Here is a 17,870-nt window from a genome sequence, read left to right as displayed (position 1 = left end):
TCCTTTTTAAGCTATTTTACTTGCCATTTTGAACGAGGACAGTGCTCATCATCCTTACGTACTATGTGTACGTTGCGGTGATTGCGCGCTGTCCATGTCCAAACTGCCTGCGACAATTACGCTTAAATTTGAGCGTAATAATTTGAAATTACTTAGTATTTCTAAAGGGTTTGGTGATAAGCCCAATCGGGCCGGCTGTATACCAGAGGCCAATGCCTTTGGTACGGCGATCGCGGCCTAATGATTGGGTCAGGCGGTCAAGGATGATCGCCAGAATCACAATACCGACACCACCGACTGCGGCCAGCCCCATATCAAGGCGGCCAATACCGCGCAGTACCATTTGACCTAAGCCCCCTACAGCAATCATCGAGGCGATGACTACCATCGACAGTGCCAGCATCAGGGTTTGGTTCACGCCTGCCATGATGGTTGGCATCGCCAGCGGTAACTGCACTTTGAACAGTAATTGGCGTGGATTGGCACCAAAGGATTCAGCGGCTTCGATAAGATCTTCTGGTACCTGTTTGATGCCCAAAATGGTCAGACGAACAATGGGTGGCAGCGCAAAGATGATGGTCACGACCACGCCGGGGACGTTACCGATACCGAACAGCATGACGATGGGTACCAGATAAACGAATGCCGGTGTAGTCTGCATGGCATCCAGTAACGGCCGAATTATACGTGCGGCATTATTACTGCGTGCCAGCCATATCCCCATCGGTAGCCCGATAAGAATACAGAAGAACAGCGAAGTCAGAACCAGCGCCAGTGTCACCATTGCTTGTGACCACGCACCGATAGCGCCAATAGCAACCAGTGATATCAGGGTTGCTACGCCCATTCCTAAGGTGGAGAACTGCCAGGCGATCAGCGCGAAAACCAGAATGGCGATCGGTGCTGGCATGCCCAGTAGCAGGTGCTGAAAGCCACTGAGAATAAAATCAACCGGCACACGAATACCCTGGAACAGGGGGCGAAAATTCAGCACAACCCAGTCGATACCGTGGGTGACCCAGGAATCCAGTGGCACCCAAGTGTTATGAAACGGATCCATCAAACTGAAATGCTCGGGAGCAGCGGCCGGAGTACTATTCAACCAATCGGTACTTTGTGTCGCAGTGCTCTGAACGGCCTGAGAAGCAACCTCATGGCTGGTACTGCTGGCGGCATGGCTACCCTCAGCCATGCTCGCTCCCCACGGGTCAACAGCGGCTGACAGTGTCTGAGGGGCGGTATCTGTTGCCGCCGGTGCTGTTGAAGCTGCCGCATCCGTCGCCCAAGGATTACTGTCTACAGGGGTACTGCTTTGAATTGGATCACTCATTTGGCGTCTCCTTATCTAAAGCCTGCAACAGCATGGCTTTGGAAATAATACCGATATAACTGTTGTCTTCACCGACCACAGGGACCGCACACGGGGCCTGGGCAACCAGTGAAATCAACTCACTGAGGGGCATGTCTGCGGGAACCGGCGCAGGATCGGCCAGTAAGGCACTATCCAGCGACTGGCTCTCCGCCAAGGCTTTTTTCAGTGAATCTATCGATACCACGCCAATAAACTTCTGCCCGCGTTCCAGCACATAGCCATAATCGCGGTCTTCATCTTGAAGCAGTTTTAATGCTGAACGAGGGCCGAAACCCGGGGTTTTACGAATTAATGATACCGGGCGACGGCGCGCGATATCCTTGGCACTAAAGACGTGGCTGATATCGACGCCACGGAAGAAGGTGCGCACATAGTCATTAGCCGGATTATTCAGTATTTCATCTGGGGTGCCGACCTGTACTACTTCGCCGCCCTGCATAATGGCGATACGATCACCAATGCGCATGGCTTCATCCAAATCATGAGAGATAAAGACAATGGTCCTTTGATGTTTGGCCTGTAATTTGACCAGCTCATCTTGCATTTCTGTACGTATTAAGGGGTCTAGCGCTGAAAAGGCCTCATCCATTAATAAGATGTCAGGGTTATTGGCCATCGCCCGGGCTAAACCGACGCGCTGACGCATCCCGCCGGAAAGTTCATCGGGGTAGGAGTGGGCGTAGCTTTCCAGACTCACCTGACGCAGTGCTTCCAGCGCTTTGTCGTGACGTTCCTGCAAAGGGACGCCAGCCAGCTCCATACCGAATGCGGTGTTATCGAGAACATTCAAATGGGGCATTAATGCAAAGGACTGAAAGACCATACTGATCTTATTACGGCGTACGGTGCGCAGGGCACTATCAGATATTTTGGCAATATCTTCGCCATCGATCAGTACTTCTCCACGGGTGGGTTCTATCAGACGATTGAGAAGGCGTACCAGGGTGGATTTACCAGAACCGGATAACCCCATGATGACGAATATCTCGCCTTCTTCAATGGCCAGATTGGCATCTTTAACGCCAACGGACAAACCAGTTTTGGCAAATATCTGCTCTTTATTCTTACCTGATTCAAGCAGCTTAAAAGCCCGTTCTGGATGCTCACCAAATATTTTATATAGATTCTTTACTTCGAGTTTAATTGCCATGCAGCTGGTGTATTCCTCTGTCAATTTTGAATTATGTTTATTCGATCAATGTTATCCTGATGAAAAAATAGAGCGCCATATACCCTAACACAATGAGAATCTGAGACAACCCTCAATGTTCTTATAATCTGAATTGCAATAGTCCTTATCTCAGTATATATCTTTTTAATCTGTTAATTTATATACGTTAATATTGTGGTTTTTTGATGTTCACATCTTGCTTAATATTGATATGCTGAGTGGGCTATAATTAGCCAGTTAATAGCGTGAATATTGTCCATATATATTCATTCTATTGAGTATACTGTTATTGATTATATTCCCTCTATTTTTCTTGTGGTCAGCCTTCGGTTTGAGCATCCGTCATCATGCTGATATGACATTTTTATCGTCACAAGAGACATGCTGAATCCCCCTGATATACTGGCCTGCGCCTAAATTAGTAGTCAGGTAATAATTTCAGTTTTTAGTTGTGGTTCTGTTCATTGCGTAGGTAAATATAGCGGATATGTGGTGGTGAGTTTACAAGGTGACTGAGGCATTAAATCATCACCCAATAGAGGGCAGCCTTGCTGCGGCTGCCAGTGGATGTGGATCGCCTCATTTTTATGCCATAAAAGTGAGGGTGGGGCACCGATAGGGAACGCTTAAAAATCCCAATCTTCGTCTTCGGTGTTGACTGCCTTGCCAATCACATAAGAGGAGCCAGAACCGGAGAAGAAATCGTGATTCTCGTCTGCATTTGGTGATAATGCCGCCAGAATGGCCGGACTGACTGCTGCTTGACTGGCGGGGAATAAGGCTTCATAACCTAAATTCATTAATGCTTTATTGGCATTATAATGAAGGAACTTTTTGACATCTTCGGTCCAGCCAACCTTATCATACAGGTCCTCGGTGTAACGCACCTCATTGTCATATAAGTCTTGCAGCAGATCGAAGGCAAAGTTCTTTATTTCCTGGCGGCGACTATTGTCGACTTTCTCCAACCCTTTCTGAAATTTGTAGCCGATATAATAACCATGTACTGCCTCGTCACGGATGATTAATCGAATAAGATCGGCAGTGTTGGTTAATTTTGCCCGGCTGGACCAATACATCGGTAAATAGAAGCCGGAATAGAATAAAAATGATTCCAGAAATACACTGGCTATCTTTTTCTTCAGTGGGTCATCATTATGATAGTGCTGTAAGATAATATTGGCTTTATTTTGTAGTGGGCCATTCTCTTCACTCCAGCGATAGGCATCGTCCACATCAGATGTCATGCAAAGAGTAGAAAAAATAGAGCTATAAGAGCGAGCATGGACTGCTTCCATAAAGCTGATATTCGAGAATACCGCTTCCTCATGGGGGGTAATGGCATCTTTAATCAGAGCCGGCGCACCCAATGTATTCTGAATAGTATCCAGCAGTGTCAGGCCGGTAAAAACCCGAATCGTAAGCTGTTGTTCATTAGGTGTCAGCGTTGCCCAAGAGGGAATGTCATTTGATAGTGGGACTTTTTCCGGCAACCAGAAATTAGCTGTCAGGCGGTTCCATACTTCCAGGTCTTTATCGTCTTCAATCTTATTCCAGTTAATGGCACTGACGTGTGTTATCGGTTTTACTGCGTTCATATCATTTTCCTTATCAACCATTTTTATTCATTCAGTGCCGCGAATTACAGCGAGCAAGAAACACAACCTTCGACTTCAGTGCCTTCGAGCGCCATCTGACGCAGCCGGATGTAATAAATGGTCTTAATCCCTTTCTTCCAGGCATAAATTTGCGCTTTATTAATATCGCGGGTACTGGCGGTATCACGGAAGAACAGGGTCAGTGATAGCCCTTGATCGACATGCTGTGTTGCCTCAGCGTAGGTATCAATGATTTTCTCCGGCCCTATCTGGTAAGCATCCTGATAATATTCAAGGTTATCGTTAGTCATGTAAGGTGCGGGATAATAGACTCGGCCAATCTTGCCTTCTTTGCGAATCTCAATCGGTGAGACAATCGGGTGAATACTCGATGTCGAATGATTGATATAGGAAATAGAACCGGTAGGCGGCACCGCCTGCAAGTTCTGGTTATAAATACCGTGTTCCATCACTGACTGGCGTAACGCGGCCCAATCTTGCTGATCGGGCAGTACAATAGCGGCCTGAGCAAATAGTGCCTGTACTTTGGCGGTTTTAGGCAGCCAGCTCTGCTCGACATATTTTGTGAAATAAGTGCCCGAGGCATAATCTGACTGATCAAAGCCTTTAAAGTGGTGGCCTCGTTCTATTGCCAGTTGGTTCGAGGCGCGGATGGCGTGATATACCACGCTATAAAAGTAGATATTAGTAAAATCGAGCGCCTCTTCAGAGCCGTAGAAAATATGCTCGCGGGCCAGATAACCGTGCAGATTCATCTGCCCCAGGCCAATGGCATGGGATTCTTGATTACCTTTCTCGATAGAGGGTACTGAGCGGATATTGCTCATATCGGAGACGGCAGTCAGCCCACGAATAGCGGTTTCAATCGATTTGCCAAAGTCTGGTGAATCCATGGTATGCGCGATATTCATCGAACCAAGGTTACAAGAGATATCTTTACCGATATGGCGATAGCTAAGATCGTCGTTGTATTCGGTTGGTGAATTAACCTGCAAAATTTCTGAGCACAGGTTACTCATATTGATTCGACCTTTAATCGGATTGGCGCGATTAACCGTGTCCTCAAACATCATATAGGGATAGCCGGATTCAAACTGGATCTCGGCTAGAATCTGGAAGAACTCGCGTGCCTTGATTTTGCTTTTATGGATGCGCTTGTCATTGACCATCTCGCGGTATTTTTCGCTGATGCTGATTTCTGACATCGGTAAACCGTAAACCTGTTCTACATCGTAAGGAGAGAACAGGTACATTTCTTCGTTATTCTTCGCCAGCTCAAAGGTAATATCCGGGATAACCACACCCAATGAGAGGGTTTTTATACGAACTTTTTCATCGGCGTTTTCGCGTTTGGTATCCAGAAAACGTAAAATATCGGGATGATGGGCATGGAGATATACCGCCCCTGCACCTTGCCGTGCGCCCAACTGGTTAGCATAAGAAAAGGCATCTTCCAGCATTTTCATGATAGGGATGACGCCGGAGGATTGGTTTTCAATCCGTTTGATTGGCGCACCGACTTCACGAATATTACTTAGTAGGAAAGCGACCCCGCCACCACGTTTAGACAATTGCAGCGCTGAGTTAATAGAGCGGCCAATTGATTCCATATTATCTTCAATGCGTAACAAGAAGCAGGAGACAAGCTCACCACGCTGTTTTTTACCACAATTGAGGAAGGTCGGGGTGGCCGGTTGGAATCGACCAGAGATTATCTCTTCTACCAGTTCTTGCGCCAGTGTCGGGTCACCTGCTGCCAGTGTTAGCGCCACCATGCAAACACGGTCTTCGTAGCGTTCCAGATAACGTTTGCCATCAAAGGTTTTCAGGGTATAGCTGGTGTAATATTTAAAGGCGCCAAGGAAAGTGGGAAAACGAAATTTTTTGCTATAGGCCTGCTGGAATAAGCTTTTGATAAAGCTGAAATCGTACTGAGCCAGCACCTCTTTCTCGTAATATCCTTCTTCGACCAGATAATCGAGTTTTTCTTGCAAATTGTGGAAGAACACGGTGTTTTGATTGACGTGTTGCAAGAAATATTGACGTGCCGCCAACCGGTCTTTATCAAACTGGATACGTCCATCAGCATCATAGAGGTTTAGCATCGCATTCAGTGAGTGATAGTCAAGCTCGCTACTGGATGGATCAGTGATATTCAGTTCTGTCGTTGCCAAAATTCAGTTACTCCCTTGCGCACGTTAGCCACATCTTCTGCTGTACCCAGTAGTTCAAAACGATACAGATAAGGAACCTGACATTTTTGGGAGATGATTTTCCCTGCCAGACAATAGGCGTCGCCAAAATTAGTGTTACCCGCAGCAATAACGCCGCGAATCAATGAACGGTTGTGTGGATCATTTAGAAAACGGATCACCTGAATCGGTACTGCTCCTATCGGGCTGCCACCACCATAACTGGGTACTAACAAAATATAGGGCTGCTCGATCTGCGGTGTTTTACGGGCACCGGCAATAGGGATACGTATTGCCGGGAGTTCCAGCTTCCCGACAAAACGGTGAGTGTTCTCCGACGAGCTGGAAAAATAGACCAGCGGATTCATCTTGTCCCCCCATCAGGCACTGACGGCCTGAACCAGTGCGTTAATTTTGTCAGGGCGGAAGCCGGACCAATGTTCATTGCCGGCAACAATCACTGGCACCTGCTGATAACCAAGAGATTTCACATGATTTAATGCTTGTAAATCTGCTGTTAAATCAATGACCTGATAGGCTATTCCTTGTTTGTCGAATGCTCGGTAAGTGGCATTGCACTGGACACAATCAGGTTTACTGTAAATAATAATACTCATGATTCGCATTTACCTTTTGTAGTGAGGAAAGGCGGATTAGTCAGGTTGTTAAGGTGCCGCGACGACCTGCCTCTGATAATCAACTGCGGTTTCATTTCCGTAGGTGATAAAACAAATACTATATCTAGTGTTTATTTAATTCAACCACACTACATGTAGTTATTTATTGAGAATTCATGCATTGTTCAGCGACAGGGCCGCCAGCACGGGGCTGGCGGTAGATTTAGTAATAATAAGGAGGATAAAAATATTTCTATTGCGGAGTTGTTGCGGGCAAGATGATTTACTGGCGCAGGCTGACGGCTAAGCGGTTAAAGGCATTCATGATACTGATAGCAAAAGTTAAATCGGAAATTTCAGCATCGGTAAAATGTACTTTTAAGGCGTCGAAGATATTATCAGGTGTGCCACTGGTGGTGATGTAAGTCACCGCTTCTGCCCAGTCTAATGCTGCTCTTTCTGCTTCAGTAAATGCATTACTGAGTCGCCAGCCAGCTATCACATCCATTTTGGCATTATCAAAACCGTTCTCACGCAAGAATTTACCGTGCATACTCAAGCAGAATGCACAGCCGTTGATTTGTGATACCCGCATAAAAATCATTTCTATCAATGCTTTGGGTAACGAACTCTTATCTAATGAGAGAGACGCATTAACCAGTGCTTTATAGGTTGTAGGTGAAAGTTCGGAAAAATAAAGACGTTGTGCAACCATGATATGTTCCTGTGAGGTACCGTAGAGTATGGCGCTACTCTAGCGCGGTGATGACCTATACTATAGAGCCATAAATTACTTATTTTAGTGGGTCATGATGAGGTTTTTTTCACATCTTCTGAGCCTGGATAGCCGACAAAACGAGCCGGTCTACCGTCAGCTTTATCAGCGTATTAAAGATGCCATTGTGCAAGGGGTATTGCTGCCTGACTCGCGGTTACCCTCGATTCGGGTGCTAGCCAGTGAAGTGGGGGTGGCACGAGGTACGGTGGAAAATGCCTATGGTCAATTAATTGCCGAGGGGTATTTGCAAAGTCGTGGGCAGAGTGGGACTTACGTTTCAGCTCAGTTACGTGATGCCCCTTTGCAGCCATTAACTCAGAGTGCGCAACCTGTTGTGGTGAATAAAGTCTCAACGGTTAGTCCGGTGGCGCGGCCCTTCGAGCTAGGATTACCGGCGCTGGACGCTTTCCCCCGAGCGCAATGGGGGCGAATCATGGCCAAACAGTTACATAATCTCACCGCATCATCACTTGGACATCCCCCCGCGACCGGGCTTGGGTTATTGCGCGAAGCAATAGCACATTACTTACAGTTATCACGCGGGGTGAGTTGCCAGCCTGAACAAGTTTTTATTTGCTCAGGCTATCAGTCATTGCTGGATCTGGTGATCAGTACCTTACTGCAACCGGGCGATCGTGGCTGGTTGGAGGACCCAGGCTATCCTGTGACACGGCAACTGATTCGCGAAGCTGGGCTTATTCCGCATCCGGTCGCAGTTGATCAGGACGGAATGGATGTCGGTGCGGCAATTAACGACTGCCCCCAGGCACGTTTTGCCATCGTCACCCCAGCCCATCAAAGCCCGTTAGGGGTGGCGCTCAGTCTGGCACGACGTATTGCCCTGTTGGATTGGGCCGATCAGCAGCATGCATGGATTATTGAAGATGACTATGACAGTGAGTTTCGGTATCAAGGGCGGCCACTGCCACCGCTGAAAACGTTGGACCGGCAGGGGCGGGTGCTCTATGCCGGTACCTTCAGCAAAGTGATGTTTCCGGCACTGAGGCTGGCTTATCTGGTCGTTCCAGCACAACGGGTGGCACTATTTAATCAGCGATGCCAGTTACGCATTTGTACCAGCCCACCACTGATACAGGCCAGTGTGGCGGAGTTTATCAATCAGGGGCATTTTTATCGCCATCTGAAACGTATGCGTCATTTATATGCCGAACGGCGTGAGATGCTATCGACAAGTCTGAGGCGGCAGTTGGCAGGCGTTGTTGAGGTTGAACAGCAAGCTGGAGGGATACAATTACTGGCGCGATTGGATAAGGGTTTTGCTGATTATGCCGTAGCAATACGGGCGCGGCAGCAAGGGTTAGCGGTTCAGGCGCTATCAGATTGGGCGTTGGCAGAAACGAGCCAGGCAACCGGTGGAAATGGATTGTTGATGGGATTTACTAATCTCACTTCTGTGGCAGAAACTGATCGGCTGGTGGCCCTATTGGCCAAAGTTATTACTTCTATGTCTGCTTAATAACCCTATGTCTGCTTAATAACCCTACGTCTGGTTAATAACCGCTATTTACCGGGTAAGAGAATTGGCCCGCAGTGCATCTATTATCACTGGGGCCACCGATTAACCAAACTGCCAGATATCGTCATCCCTATAAGTAGACACAGCAATGAGGGGGGATAAAATACCGGCGGTTTATCGGCTATCCGATTATTTTTAACGGCGTGCTAACAGCACACCCAGTACGATACCGACCGCAGCACCAATACCGACACCTTGCCATGGTTTGTCGCGGATGTAGTCATCTGCGTTACCTGCAACATCTCGGGCATGCTGTTTTAGGCTGGTCGAACCGTTGAAACGCGCTCGCGCATCACGTAATACACCTTCGGCATTGTGGCGCACTTTGGTCAGTTCCTCTTTGGTTTTCTCACCTGATGAACGCAATACATCGTCAAGAGTATCTGCCAGAAGGGTCACGTCCTGATTGAGATCTCTTTCAATTTTTTCTGATTTCTTGAACATTTGACTCTCCGTTTTGCCTGATGAACATTAAGCATAGTCCATCACGTCGATGTGACATGCGCTTCAGGACTAATCCGAAGACGAGGGGATAATTAACCACCATGCCTCCCGAACAGGGCTGCTTTTAAATAGCGTGATTCATAATGTATGGCGTAAATAATAATCACTATTACTTTGTACATTTGGTTACTTAGCGAAACCAATGACTCACGGAAAGGAAAAATTGATTCCTCTATGATTCTTTCAACGGCCCCACCGGGGGCTTAGCGAAACAAACTCTGAGGATTTTAAAATGAAAAAAGTATTAGCGCTGATCGTTGCTGCAACCATGGGTCTGTCTTCTGTTGCTTTCGCTGCTGAAACTACTGCGGCCGCTACAGCAGCACCAGCTGCAACCAGCACTACTGCTGCGCCTGCCGCAGAAAATGCAGCACCAGCTAAAGCAACTCACCATAAAAAACATAAAGCAACCAAACAAACCACAGAACAAAAAGCACAGTCTGCTAAAAAACATGTGAAAAAAGCACCTGCTCAAAAAGCACAGGCCGCTAAAAAACACGTGAAAAAAGCGCCAGCTCAGCCAGCTCAGAAAGCCCAAGCCGCTAAAAAACACCATAAAGCGGTTAAAAAATCAGCGACAGCGCCAGCAGCATAATTATGCCGGAATGCGGGCATTCCGTACCGCACAGTCTAGCCAATTCCAGACACCCGGTTAACGCCGGGTGTCTTTTTTTATAGGCTAACCATCATGATCAATCGTTATCTGTTCGAGCTGATTTTCAGTGTGATGACCCTATGTGGTGTATCACTTGCCTGTGTGCTGTTTCTTACCGACACCTTTATTTAGCCTCGCACAGTTTGGATGGCTTGTGCGTCACCATTATTATATTGAAATATCAGTGCAAAATATGTTGTTGATGCAGGAACTCAACAATCTGTTGAACCGTTTGCTGATGTAACTTTTCTCTTTCCGTCACTGACGTCGCACAGATAAAGTCTTCGCCTTCCTGAGCCAGAACTGCGCGGGCTGTCGGTTTACATGTTGGCAGAAAATCGAAATGTCCGCTGTGGGCTAAGGTTATTGTGGTTATACCTGGCGGATTAAGCCGCTTTATCCACTCACTCCCGCCCAGATTTAGTGCCATATTCGGTGAGATAAAATAGTGAGCATTAATCAGAAGCAGTGGGGCTGTTAAATGAAACAGACTACTGTTTTGATAAAAAGGCACCATGCCGGGATCTAAAGCGACCGCAAAACGTAAACGTTTATCAGCATAATTTCCTTCAATTTTCCGCACTGGAAGTGCCTTTAATTTTACCTCCGCACGGGTATAAAACTGGCAGTTGGCTTGTTCGGGCTGCTGTTGGCAGCCAGCAATGAAACGTGGAAATGAAAGCGTTGCACCCAATGCCGCAATAGCACTATAACCCCCTTTCGAATGGCCAATTACCCCAATAGGCTGATTATCCAGTACCGACTTCCAGCGCGAATCAGACAGTAATGTGCTAATAATAAAAGAGATATCTTCAGTTTGTAACCATAGCTGTGCTGATTTGGCCGGTATAGAGTTACCAGTGGTACTGCCTGGGTGATTGGCTGCGACTACCACCATACCTTGCTGCACCAGCTTATCTGCCAACCACGCCATACTGGTATTGTTGCCACCACTGCCGTGGCTGAGGACAATCAATGGAAATTGGCCTGTGGCAAGGGGGGCATCAGGTAAAACCGAGATACCGTTGAAGACGGCACTATCACCCAGTAGGGCCGTTGTTCCCTGTTTCGCTGTTGGATAATAAATTAAGCTATCAAGTTGGCGCTGGCGTTGAGTGTCATTGAATGAAATGTGAGTAACCGCTGTTTGCCAGCCATAACTGACCATCGGGAAAAACAGCAAAAAACAGAAGCACAGCACAGCATTTTTCATGATTTAATATCCTGACTGATTGAGTTCTTTGTCAGCTTAGAGGGAAGGGCATTTAGCCGCGACCTCGATCATGATCCAGTCCCTGGACCTGCTTGTTTTCGCTTATCTGGCTGTCTACACTACAAAACCGTTATTCACGATATCCACTTGTTAAGGCAAGGGTTATGCCACTGATCCCCGTCTCTTTTCTGTTATCAATTTTATGTATTGGTTTGTTTTATCATTTGATTAAATCCGGTAAGCAGAGCGGATTCTTACTGCTGCTATTGCTGGTTTGTGCATTACAAAGCGGGTTGATTGGCTTGCGCTATGGCTATCATCTTGCCCTGTTTAATGGCTTACAACCTATCGCCGCTATGACTATCCCCCCGCTGACCTATTTAGCACTCCTTCGTACAACCGGGGAGAGGAGGGTGGGTATTTGGCCGTCTGGGATACATGCTTTAGGCCCTATCGGTACGGCAATTTGTCTCTGGATCGCGCCACAGTGGCTCGATGCAATGGTCATTATCAGTTATTTGTCTTATGGCCTTGCGGTGCTGGTTTACTTGCGCCCTGGTGAGGATCGTTTGCAACAGATCTCTGTGGAAAAAATTTGGCTTAGCTACCGGTTATGGCTTCTGATGGCTATCTTGCTGATTGGGTCGGGGGTGGGCGATATCATTATCAGTGCTGACTATGCATTTTTTGCCGGAAATCAGGCTGGGTTAATAGCCAGCTTCAGCAACCTTTTGATTACGTTAACAATGTGCTACACCCTGGCGACCAGCGCACATCGTGAAGAGCCGACTGCTGCGCTGCCGGCTGAGTTGGCGGTAACGGATGATAAGCCATTAATTGAATCGCTGGAGGCGCTTTTCTCTGTCATCTTATTGACCTTAAAGAAAAATAATCTGTATCTGGAGAGTCAACTCAACTTATCAACGTTGGCGCGCAAAGTTGGCGTTGCCCCGCGCAAAGTGTCGCAGGCCATTAATCAGCAAACGGGGCAAAATGTTTCGCAATACGTTAATCAGTTGCGGGTCGATCATGCCGCGATGCTATTGATGCGTACGGAGTTGCCAGTGATCGATATTATGCTAGAGGCGGGGTTCCAGACTAAATCAAATTTTAATCGCGAGTTTATGCGAGTTAAGGGCACTACCCCATCGCAATGGCGTGAAAACAAGCCCTCACTGGGGGCTGAATAAGATTTTATTATCCGTAACTCAGTCAGCCTCTTTTTGTGGCGGTTTTGGCGTGCGATGCTACCACGCCAGCAACGGATTATTAACGTGCCAGTCGAGTAGAAACAACGCTGATGAGATGAAAATGGTGTGTAGACTATTCCGAAATAGTCGTTTTGAGCCAATAAATACGTGGTTTCCCTTATTTATTACGGTAAGGTCGCTCAATAGTAGTCAAAAAGAGGGGAAATAAATGTATTTACGGCCAGATGAAGTGGCTAAGGTCCTGGAGAATGCCGGTTTTGATCGGGATTATACGGTTGATCAGGCTTACGGTTATCGTAAAGCGGAGCATTACGTTTATGTTAACCGTGAAGCCCGAATGGGCAGGACAGCATTGGTTATTCACCCAGCGCATAAAGATAAAAGCTTGTTGTTTGCCACACCCACGGCAACTATTCGTATCAGTGATAAGTATGTGGAGTTTCCGCTCTATCTGGCCGGTGACGCTGATGACCGCTACGGTATTGCCCACGGTTTTAGCTCAAGAGAAATGTTATTGCGCTATCTAAACAGTATGTACCCGTAAAACCAGCTCGCCTTGGCACAATAAATGTCACCGCGCCGTAGCGCCAGAATCAATGCAATACGGCGTCAGCTTCCTGATTAAACTGCATATTATATTGTCGGCGGAATTGCGCCAATTCAAAGGCATCTAAATCCAGTTCTGCGAAATAGAACAAAGCCGCTTCGGTATGTTCGGCCGTTAGCATTGGGGATATATGTGAGCGAATCAGCGTATTGCGCCATTGCATCACATTTTCATCGGAAGAGTCTTTGATAAAGGTTTGGTAAATAAAGACCAGATAAGCCGCCTTTCTCACATCCTCGGCATAGCCATTGCTGGTGGAGCGGATAAACATTTGTGTCTGACGTTGCCCCATCTCTTGCAACATGGATTCAATGTAAATCGGTTTTATCTTCAGTAAATTGGCCAGTGTATCCACCGCTTTACGGGTATCTGATGTCAACACACGGTAGCCGACAATAAAAACCACGATCAAAACAGCAATAATTATCCACGTCATTGAATGTTTCTTTGCGCCATAAAAGGTGTAATTGACAACGTAAAATTATCTGGCTGTTAAATCGCCTGAGTAGATAAAGTCAACGAAGTGTTTAAGGGTTATCGCCACTGAAATTATCGCTATTTTTTTGCTGATTATTCAGATGATGATTGAAAGCGGCAGCATCTTTCGCCAGAGCATCAAGATGTGCACCTAACACTTTAATCTGCCTAACTAATGAATGTTGTTCTGGTAAGGTATTGGCAGTATTAAGTTTTCTAAGCAACATATCATTTTTAGCACGCAATGCTGTTTCCCGTGCTTTTGACTGCTCCAGTTCATGTTGCAATGCATTGTAGCTTGCCTGCCATGTCTGATGCTGTTTCTCAAAAGTTGACTGCAACTCACTCATTGCATTAAGAAACTGTACTTCAAGCTCACGCATTGTCATTGCTTTTCCTTTATGACGGCTTCCGATTTTCATTGGCATTATAACGAAGTCTGAGCATAACCTCACCCGCTAGAATCTGTCTTTCTATCCCGGCACAGGATGCCACCGGACGATGTAGGACAGTTGGTTTTATATCCGTCATACTTCAAACTGCATGTGCGTTGGCTGCCATCACTACTCGGCCCGTCCATAGGCCTCGCCTCTGCGAGGCCGCTGCAAGCAGCGTTCAAATCTGCTCCTGACAGATTTGTCACCCAAGTCATTGCGTTATCTCAACTCCGTGGGTTCATTTCGTTGCCGCCTTCCTGCAACTTGAATTATTTAGGGTATATCATAATTTATGCACGATTTGTTTTTATCATTCATTTAATACTCAAAATAAATAAGCCTTGCTATTAATATCTCAGCATGCGTTAATAGCTTCATCGGTTTGTAGCACAGACCTATTTATGTAAGCCATTTAAGTAAAGCAGTTCCTAGTTAAAGCGATATTTTTTAGACATCACTTCTCCGACGAATTTCCTTCTTTAGTGCCCCCATAAGTAACTCTTGATCAGCAGACCACAATTGCCACGTTTTGGCACAAATAATGAAGGAAATATCTCTATGTCTAATAAAATGACTGGTTTAGTAAAATGGTTTGACGCTGGTAAAGGTTTTGGTTTTATTTCTCCTGCTGACGGTAGCAAAGATGTATTCGTACATTTCTCTGCAATCCAGGGCACTGATTACAAAACTCTTGATGAAGGCCAGAACGTAGAGTTCAGCATCGAGCAAGGCCAGAAAGGCCCTTCAGCTGTAAACGTAGTAGCACTGTAATTTACACTGCTATCTATCACGTTTAGCTGTAATTAAATCTGGCTCAGGTCAGATTTTTTTTGGTAAACGCATTGTTGGTAAAAAGTATTGTTGGAAAGTTGCGATAGCGATGATGGCCTAAGCCGGAGCAGACAATAATATCCTCAATAATATTATTCTTATCTCTTAAATAAGATTAACCAACAACCTAAAAACCTCGCCACGGCGGGGTTTTTTGTTGTCTAAAATCGTCGATATTGATTCATTACTCTGGAATATCCCCTTAGTTATATTTAAACTGCCGCCGATACACCGCAGGGGTGATCCCTACTTTTTGGCGAAATGCATTTCTAAAACCTTCAATGGTCTGAAATCCGCAATATTCGGCAATCCTCGCAATACTCATCTGATCCCTTTCTAGTAATTCTTTCGCTTTGTGCATTCTCTCGTGCTGTAACCATATTTTGGGTGATTGGCCCGTGGCGGCAGAAAAATGCCGTAAAAATGTCCTGTCACTGAGTGCCAATTCGGCGGCCATCTGGCTGACACTCCAATTTTGGGCCAGTTGCCCGCGCACTTGCTGCATCATTTTTGCCATATCCCGATGCGTTTCTTTGGCAAGCGGCAGCGGAATAAATTGCTGTTGCCCGCCCCGTCGCTGGGGAGCCATGACTAACCGCTGTGCTACCTGATTGGCGATTTTAGCCCCAAAATCACGGGTAATCAGATGTAAGCAGGCATCAATACCGGCACTGCTACCCGCAGAGGTGATAATTTGCCCCTCATCTACATACAACACATTGGCATCGACATGAATGTCAGGATAGTGTTGTGCCAGATAATCGGTATAGCGCCAGTGAGTTGTGGCGCTTTTCCCCTGTAATAACCCCGCAGCCGCCAGTACAAAAACGCCAGAACAGATGGATATAATGCGTGCACCACGTGCGACTGCTTGCTGCAAAGCCTCGGTAAGTGCTGTTGGAGGGAGAGCGTCAGGGCTGCGCCAACCGGGTATCACAATGGTTTTAGCCTGTTCCAGTAGGGACAAATCGGTATCAACTTGAATATGTAGGCTGCCATTGGCCGTAGTGATGTGTTGATCTACACCTACCACTTGGTGCCGGTACCAGGGAAAATCAAATTCAGGGCGAGCTAAACCAAATATTTCCTGCGCAATACCAAACTCAAATAGGCACAATCCGTCGTAAGCCAGCGTCACCACTAATCCCGGCTCCTCCGTTGGTCTGTTGGCAGATATTAATGCAGTTGAAATATTCATTGGCGTATCTCAGTGGTTTATTGTCATTTCTGCCACTGTAATCGGCTAATGCCATTTCATAAAGTGATGCTTCATAATATTGAATGGAGAAATCATATGAGCAGTTTAGTCAGTCAGATCCCACCGGCTTGTGTAGAACGCGCATTACAGTACTTTTCCCAGCGTTTAGCATTTGAAACTGATTGCTCAGATGTCTATACCAGCCAGCAGCAAGGTAATGTAGATTTTGTGTTGGTGGATGTGCGTAGTGAGGCGGCGTTTGCCACGCTACACCTACCGGGAGCTATCAATATTCCTCATCGATTAATGGATGCCACTTTGCTTTCACTCTATCCGCCAGCGACATTATTTGTGATTTACTGTGCTGGTCCCCACTGCAATGGTGTTCACCGCGCCGCCGTTAATTTGAGCAAACTTGGCTATGCGGTTAAAGAGATGATAGGAGGTGTCACCGGCTGGCGTGATGAGGGGTTACCGCTGCACACGAAAATCACGGACATTGATAAACCCAGGGATCCAGTGAGCTGTGGCTGCAATATTTGAATATAAAAGTGCTTTTTCTCCTGCAATGGACAACCACTGCTATTATTCTTGGCGTTCATTATAGGTTAGCTGATAGAGTAATCGTGTTTACTCATTGCAGGAATTCTGTATGCGTTCTATTTATCTGTGGATAGTCGTGGTGGCTATTAGCATTACGGCGCTCATATCTCAGCTCAGCTTCTTTTTTATTGAACCTCAAATGGGGAACAGTGAAGGGAAAGTTTTAGTGCTTAAACGCATTCCTAAGATGGATTTTATCGATAGCCCTCGGGGATACTGTCAGCGCCAATATCCTACAGAAGACTATTCACGCTGCGAGCCAAAAATCCTCCCTTCGCTTTTGGAGAGTACTCAAGTTTGGTATGAGTTGCCGTTTAGCGCTTATTTTTACGAGATGACCTACCAGCCTAATGGTTAAGTATTCACTGTAAATTAGTACGTTCGCTAGAGTAGCTACTGCATATTGTGAATTTTAATATACGTGTAAGTAGTATAGTTTCATTACTTTAATATTTATCGCATAAAGGATCTAGCGGTGAATTAGATGGAGGTTATGATATCCAGGTATTGGTGTGGTTTTGTCAGATATCGCAACGACATTACGTAACAGAAATAAACGTAATAATATGGATGCTATTCTACAGGTATTATTCTAATTGGGGTTGGGAGCATTATTTATTACCAGTATATTAATCCGAACTGGCGACAGAGCGGATTCGTGCATGAAATGATTTACAGGTGTCTGAAAAACAAGCTGCTCCTGATGTTGATCGTGACAAGGTCTGTGATATGTCCATCGATATGTATACCCAGATATTCAAGTATTTTACCTTCAAGGTTGGTGGGCGCGTAAAGGGCTGTGAGGGATAATCTGTGTCAGAAAAATTATTCTGGTGCGAAAGAATGTC

At 46.2% G+C, this 17,870-nt stretch carries 19 protein-coding genes; 7 read left to right on the top strand and 12 right to left on the bottom strand.

Annotation, left to right across the window (positions count from 1 at the left end; genetic code table 11):
- Positions 1 to 148: 148 nt before the first annotated feature.
- The 7 genes from proW to Q2T71_RS15945 all read right to left on the bottom strand — a co-directional run bounded on the left by proW (position 149) and on the right by Q2T71_RS15945 (position 7,686).
- The gene (gene proW, locus Q2T71_RS15975; RefSeq protein ID WP_372559733.1) at positions 149 to 1,330 is read right to left on the bottom strand and encodes a glycine betaine/L-proline ABC transporter permease ProW; all 1,182 of its coding nucleotides are present in this window, start codon (positions 1,328 to 1,330) and stop codon (positions 149 to 151) included.
- Positions 1,323 to 2,522: a glycine betaine/L-proline ABC transporter ATP-binding protein ProV gene (gene proV / locus Q2T71_RS15970; protein ID WP_083163015.1), complete on the bottom strand. Its 1,200-nt coding sequence runs from the start codon at positions 2,520 to 2,522 to the stop codon at positions 1,323 to 1,325. The genes proW and proV overlap by 8 nt, the downstream gene beginning before the upstream one ends.
- Before the next feature lie 647 nt (positions 2,523 to 3,169).
- A complete protein-coding gene (gene nrdF, locus Q2T71_RS15965) occupies positions 3,170 to 4,141 on the bottom strand; it encodes a class 1b ribonucleoside-diphosphate reductase subunit beta (protein WP_372559732.1) in 972 nt (323 codons plus the stop codon).
- A gap of 44 nt (positions 4,142 to 4,185) precedes the next feature.
- Entirely contained in the window at positions 4,186 to 6,336 is a 2,151-nt protein-coding gene (gene nrdE / locus Q2T71_RS15960) for a class 1b ribonucleoside-diphosphate reductase subunit alpha (protein ID WP_372559731.1), read from the bottom strand.
- A complete protein-coding gene (nrdI, locus tag Q2T71_RS15955; protein WP_372559730.1) occupies positions 6,318 to 6,722 on the bottom strand; it encodes a class Ib ribonucleoside-diphosphate reductase assembly flavoprotein NrdI in 405 nt (134 codons plus the stop codon). The genes nrdE and nrdI overlap by 19 nt, the downstream gene beginning before the upstream one ends.
- A 12-nt stretch (positions 6,723 to 6,734) precedes the next feature.
- Positions 6,735 to 6,971: a glutaredoxin-like protein NrdH gene (nrdH, locus tag Q2T71_RS15950; protein ID WP_372559729.1), complete on the bottom strand. Its 237-nt coding sequence runs from the start codon at positions 6,969 to 6,971 to the stop codon at positions 6,735 to 6,737.
- Positions 6,972 to 7,254: 283 nt separating this feature from the next.
- The gene (locus tag Q2T71_RS15945) at positions 7,255 to 7,686 is read right to left on the bottom strand and encodes a carboxymuconolactone decarboxylase family protein (protein ID WP_372559728.1); all 432 of its coding nucleotides are present in this window, start codon (positions 7,684 to 7,686) and stop codon (positions 7,255 to 7,257) included.
- A gap of 94 nt (positions 7,687 to 7,780) precedes the next feature.
- On the opposite strand from Q2T71_RS15945, the gene Q2T71_RS15940 reads away from it, so the two are divergent.
- On the top strand, positions 7,781 to 9,226 hold the full coding sequence (locus Q2T71_RS15940; protein WP_372559727.1) for a PLP-dependent aminotransferase family protein: 1,446 nt from the start codon (positions 7,781 to 7,783) through the stop codon (positions 9,224 to 9,226).
- A gap of 195 nt (positions 9,227 to 9,421) precedes the next feature.
- Here the strand turns inward: Q2T71_RS15940 and Q2T71_RS15935 are convergent, their stop codons facing one another.
- Positions 9,422 to 9,730: a YqjD family protein gene (locus tag Q2T71_RS15935; protein WP_083163027.1), complete on the bottom strand. Its 309-nt coding sequence runs from the start codon at positions 9,728 to 9,730 to the stop codon at positions 9,422 to 9,424.
- A gap of 292 nt (positions 9,731 to 10,022) precedes the next feature.
- Between Q2T71_RS15935 and asr the strand changes: the two genes are divergently transcribed.
- Positions 10,023 to 10,385, top strand: a complete 363-nt coding sequence (gene asr, locus Q2T71_RS15930) for an acid resistance repetitive basic protein Asr (protein ID WP_083163029.1) — start codon at positions 10,023 to 10,025, stop codon at positions 10,383 to 10,385.
- A 241-nt stretch (positions 10,386 to 10,626) separates the two neighbouring features.
- Here asr and Q2T71_RS15925 read toward each other — a convergent pair whose 3' ends face one another.
- The gene (locus Q2T71_RS15925) at positions 10,627 to 11,658 is read right to left on the bottom strand and encodes an alpha/beta hydrolase family protein (protein ID WP_372559726.1); all 1,032 of its coding nucleotides are present in this window, start codon (positions 11,656 to 11,658) and stop codon (positions 10,627 to 10,629) included.
- 164 nt (positions 11,659 to 11,822) lie between these two features.
- Between Q2T71_RS15925 and Q2T71_RS15920 the strand changes: the two genes are divergently transcribed.
- Positions 11,823 to 12,848 (top strand): helix-turn-helix domain-containing protein, encoded by a 1,026-nt coding sequence (locus Q2T71_RS15920; protein ID WP_372559725.1) that lies wholly within the window; start codon positions 11,823 to 11,825, stop codon positions 12,846 to 12,848.
- A 229-nt stretch (positions 12,849 to 13,077) separates the two neighbouring features.
- Positions 13,078 to 13,413: a DUF2002 family protein gene (locus Q2T71_RS15915; RefSeq protein WP_372559724.1), complete on the top strand. Its 336-nt coding sequence runs from the start codon at positions 13,078 to 13,080 to the stop codon at positions 13,411 to 13,413.
- Positions 13,414 to 13,462: 49 nt separating this feature from the next.
- On the opposite strand, the gene Q2T71_RS15910 is transcribed toward Q2T71_RS15915, so the two are convergent.
- On the bottom strand, positions 13,463 to 13,912 hold the full coding sequence (locus Q2T71_RS15910) for a DUF1198 domain-containing protein (RefSeq protein ID WP_083163035.1): 450 nt from the start codon (positions 13,910 to 13,912) through the stop codon (positions 13,463 to 13,465).
- A 91-nt stretch (positions 13,913 to 14,003) separates the two neighbouring features.
- Positions 14,004 to 14,342: an MbeD/MobD family mobilization/exclusion protein gene (locus tag Q2T71_RS15905; RefSeq protein WP_372559723.1), complete on the bottom strand. Its 339-nt coding sequence runs from the start codon at positions 14,340 to 14,342 to the stop codon at positions 14,004 to 14,006.
- A gap of 606 nt (positions 14,343 to 14,948) precedes the next feature.
- Between Q2T71_RS15905 and Q2T71_RS15900 the strand changes: the two genes are divergently transcribed.
- A complete protein-coding gene (locus Q2T71_RS15900) occupies positions 14,949 to 15,161 on the top strand; it encodes a cold shock domain-containing protein (RefSeq protein WP_005275958.1) in 213 nt (70 codons plus the stop codon).
- 262 nt (positions 15,162 to 15,423) lie between these two features.
- On the opposite strand, the gene ftrA is transcribed toward Q2T71_RS15900, so the two are convergent.
- On the bottom strand, positions 15,424 to 16,419 hold the full coding sequence (ftrA, locus tag Q2T71_RS15895) for a transcriptional regulator FtrA (protein ID WP_372559722.1): 996 nt from the start codon (positions 16,417 to 16,419) through the stop codon (positions 15,424 to 15,426).
- A gap of 96 nt (positions 16,420 to 16,515) precedes the next feature.
- On the opposite strand from ftrA, the gene Q2T71_RS15890 reads away from it, so the two are divergent.
- Positions 16,516 to 16,962 (top strand): rhodanese-like domain-containing protein, encoded by a 447-nt coding sequence (locus tag Q2T71_RS15890; protein ID WP_372559721.1) that lies wholly within the window; start codon positions 16,516 to 16,518, stop codon positions 16,960 to 16,962.
- 109 nt (positions 16,963 to 17,071) lie between these two features.
- Complete coding sequence (locus Q2T71_RS15885; RefSeq protein ID WP_372559720.1) at positions 17,072 to 17,380, top strand: DNA-directed RNA polymerase subunit beta; 309 nt, start codon at positions 17,072 to 17,074, stop codon at positions 17,378 to 17,380.
- The last annotated feature ends 490 nt before the right edge of the window (positions 17,381 to 17,870 follow it).

It is taken from the genome of Yersinia sp. 1652 StPb PI, assembly GCF_041538345.1.
Classification (GTDB): domain Bacteria; phylum Pseudomonadota; class Gammaproteobacteria; order Enterobacterales; family Enterobacteriaceae; genus Yersinia; species Yersinia enterocolitica_E.
This window is presented reverse-complemented; position numbering and strand designations above follow the sequence as displayed.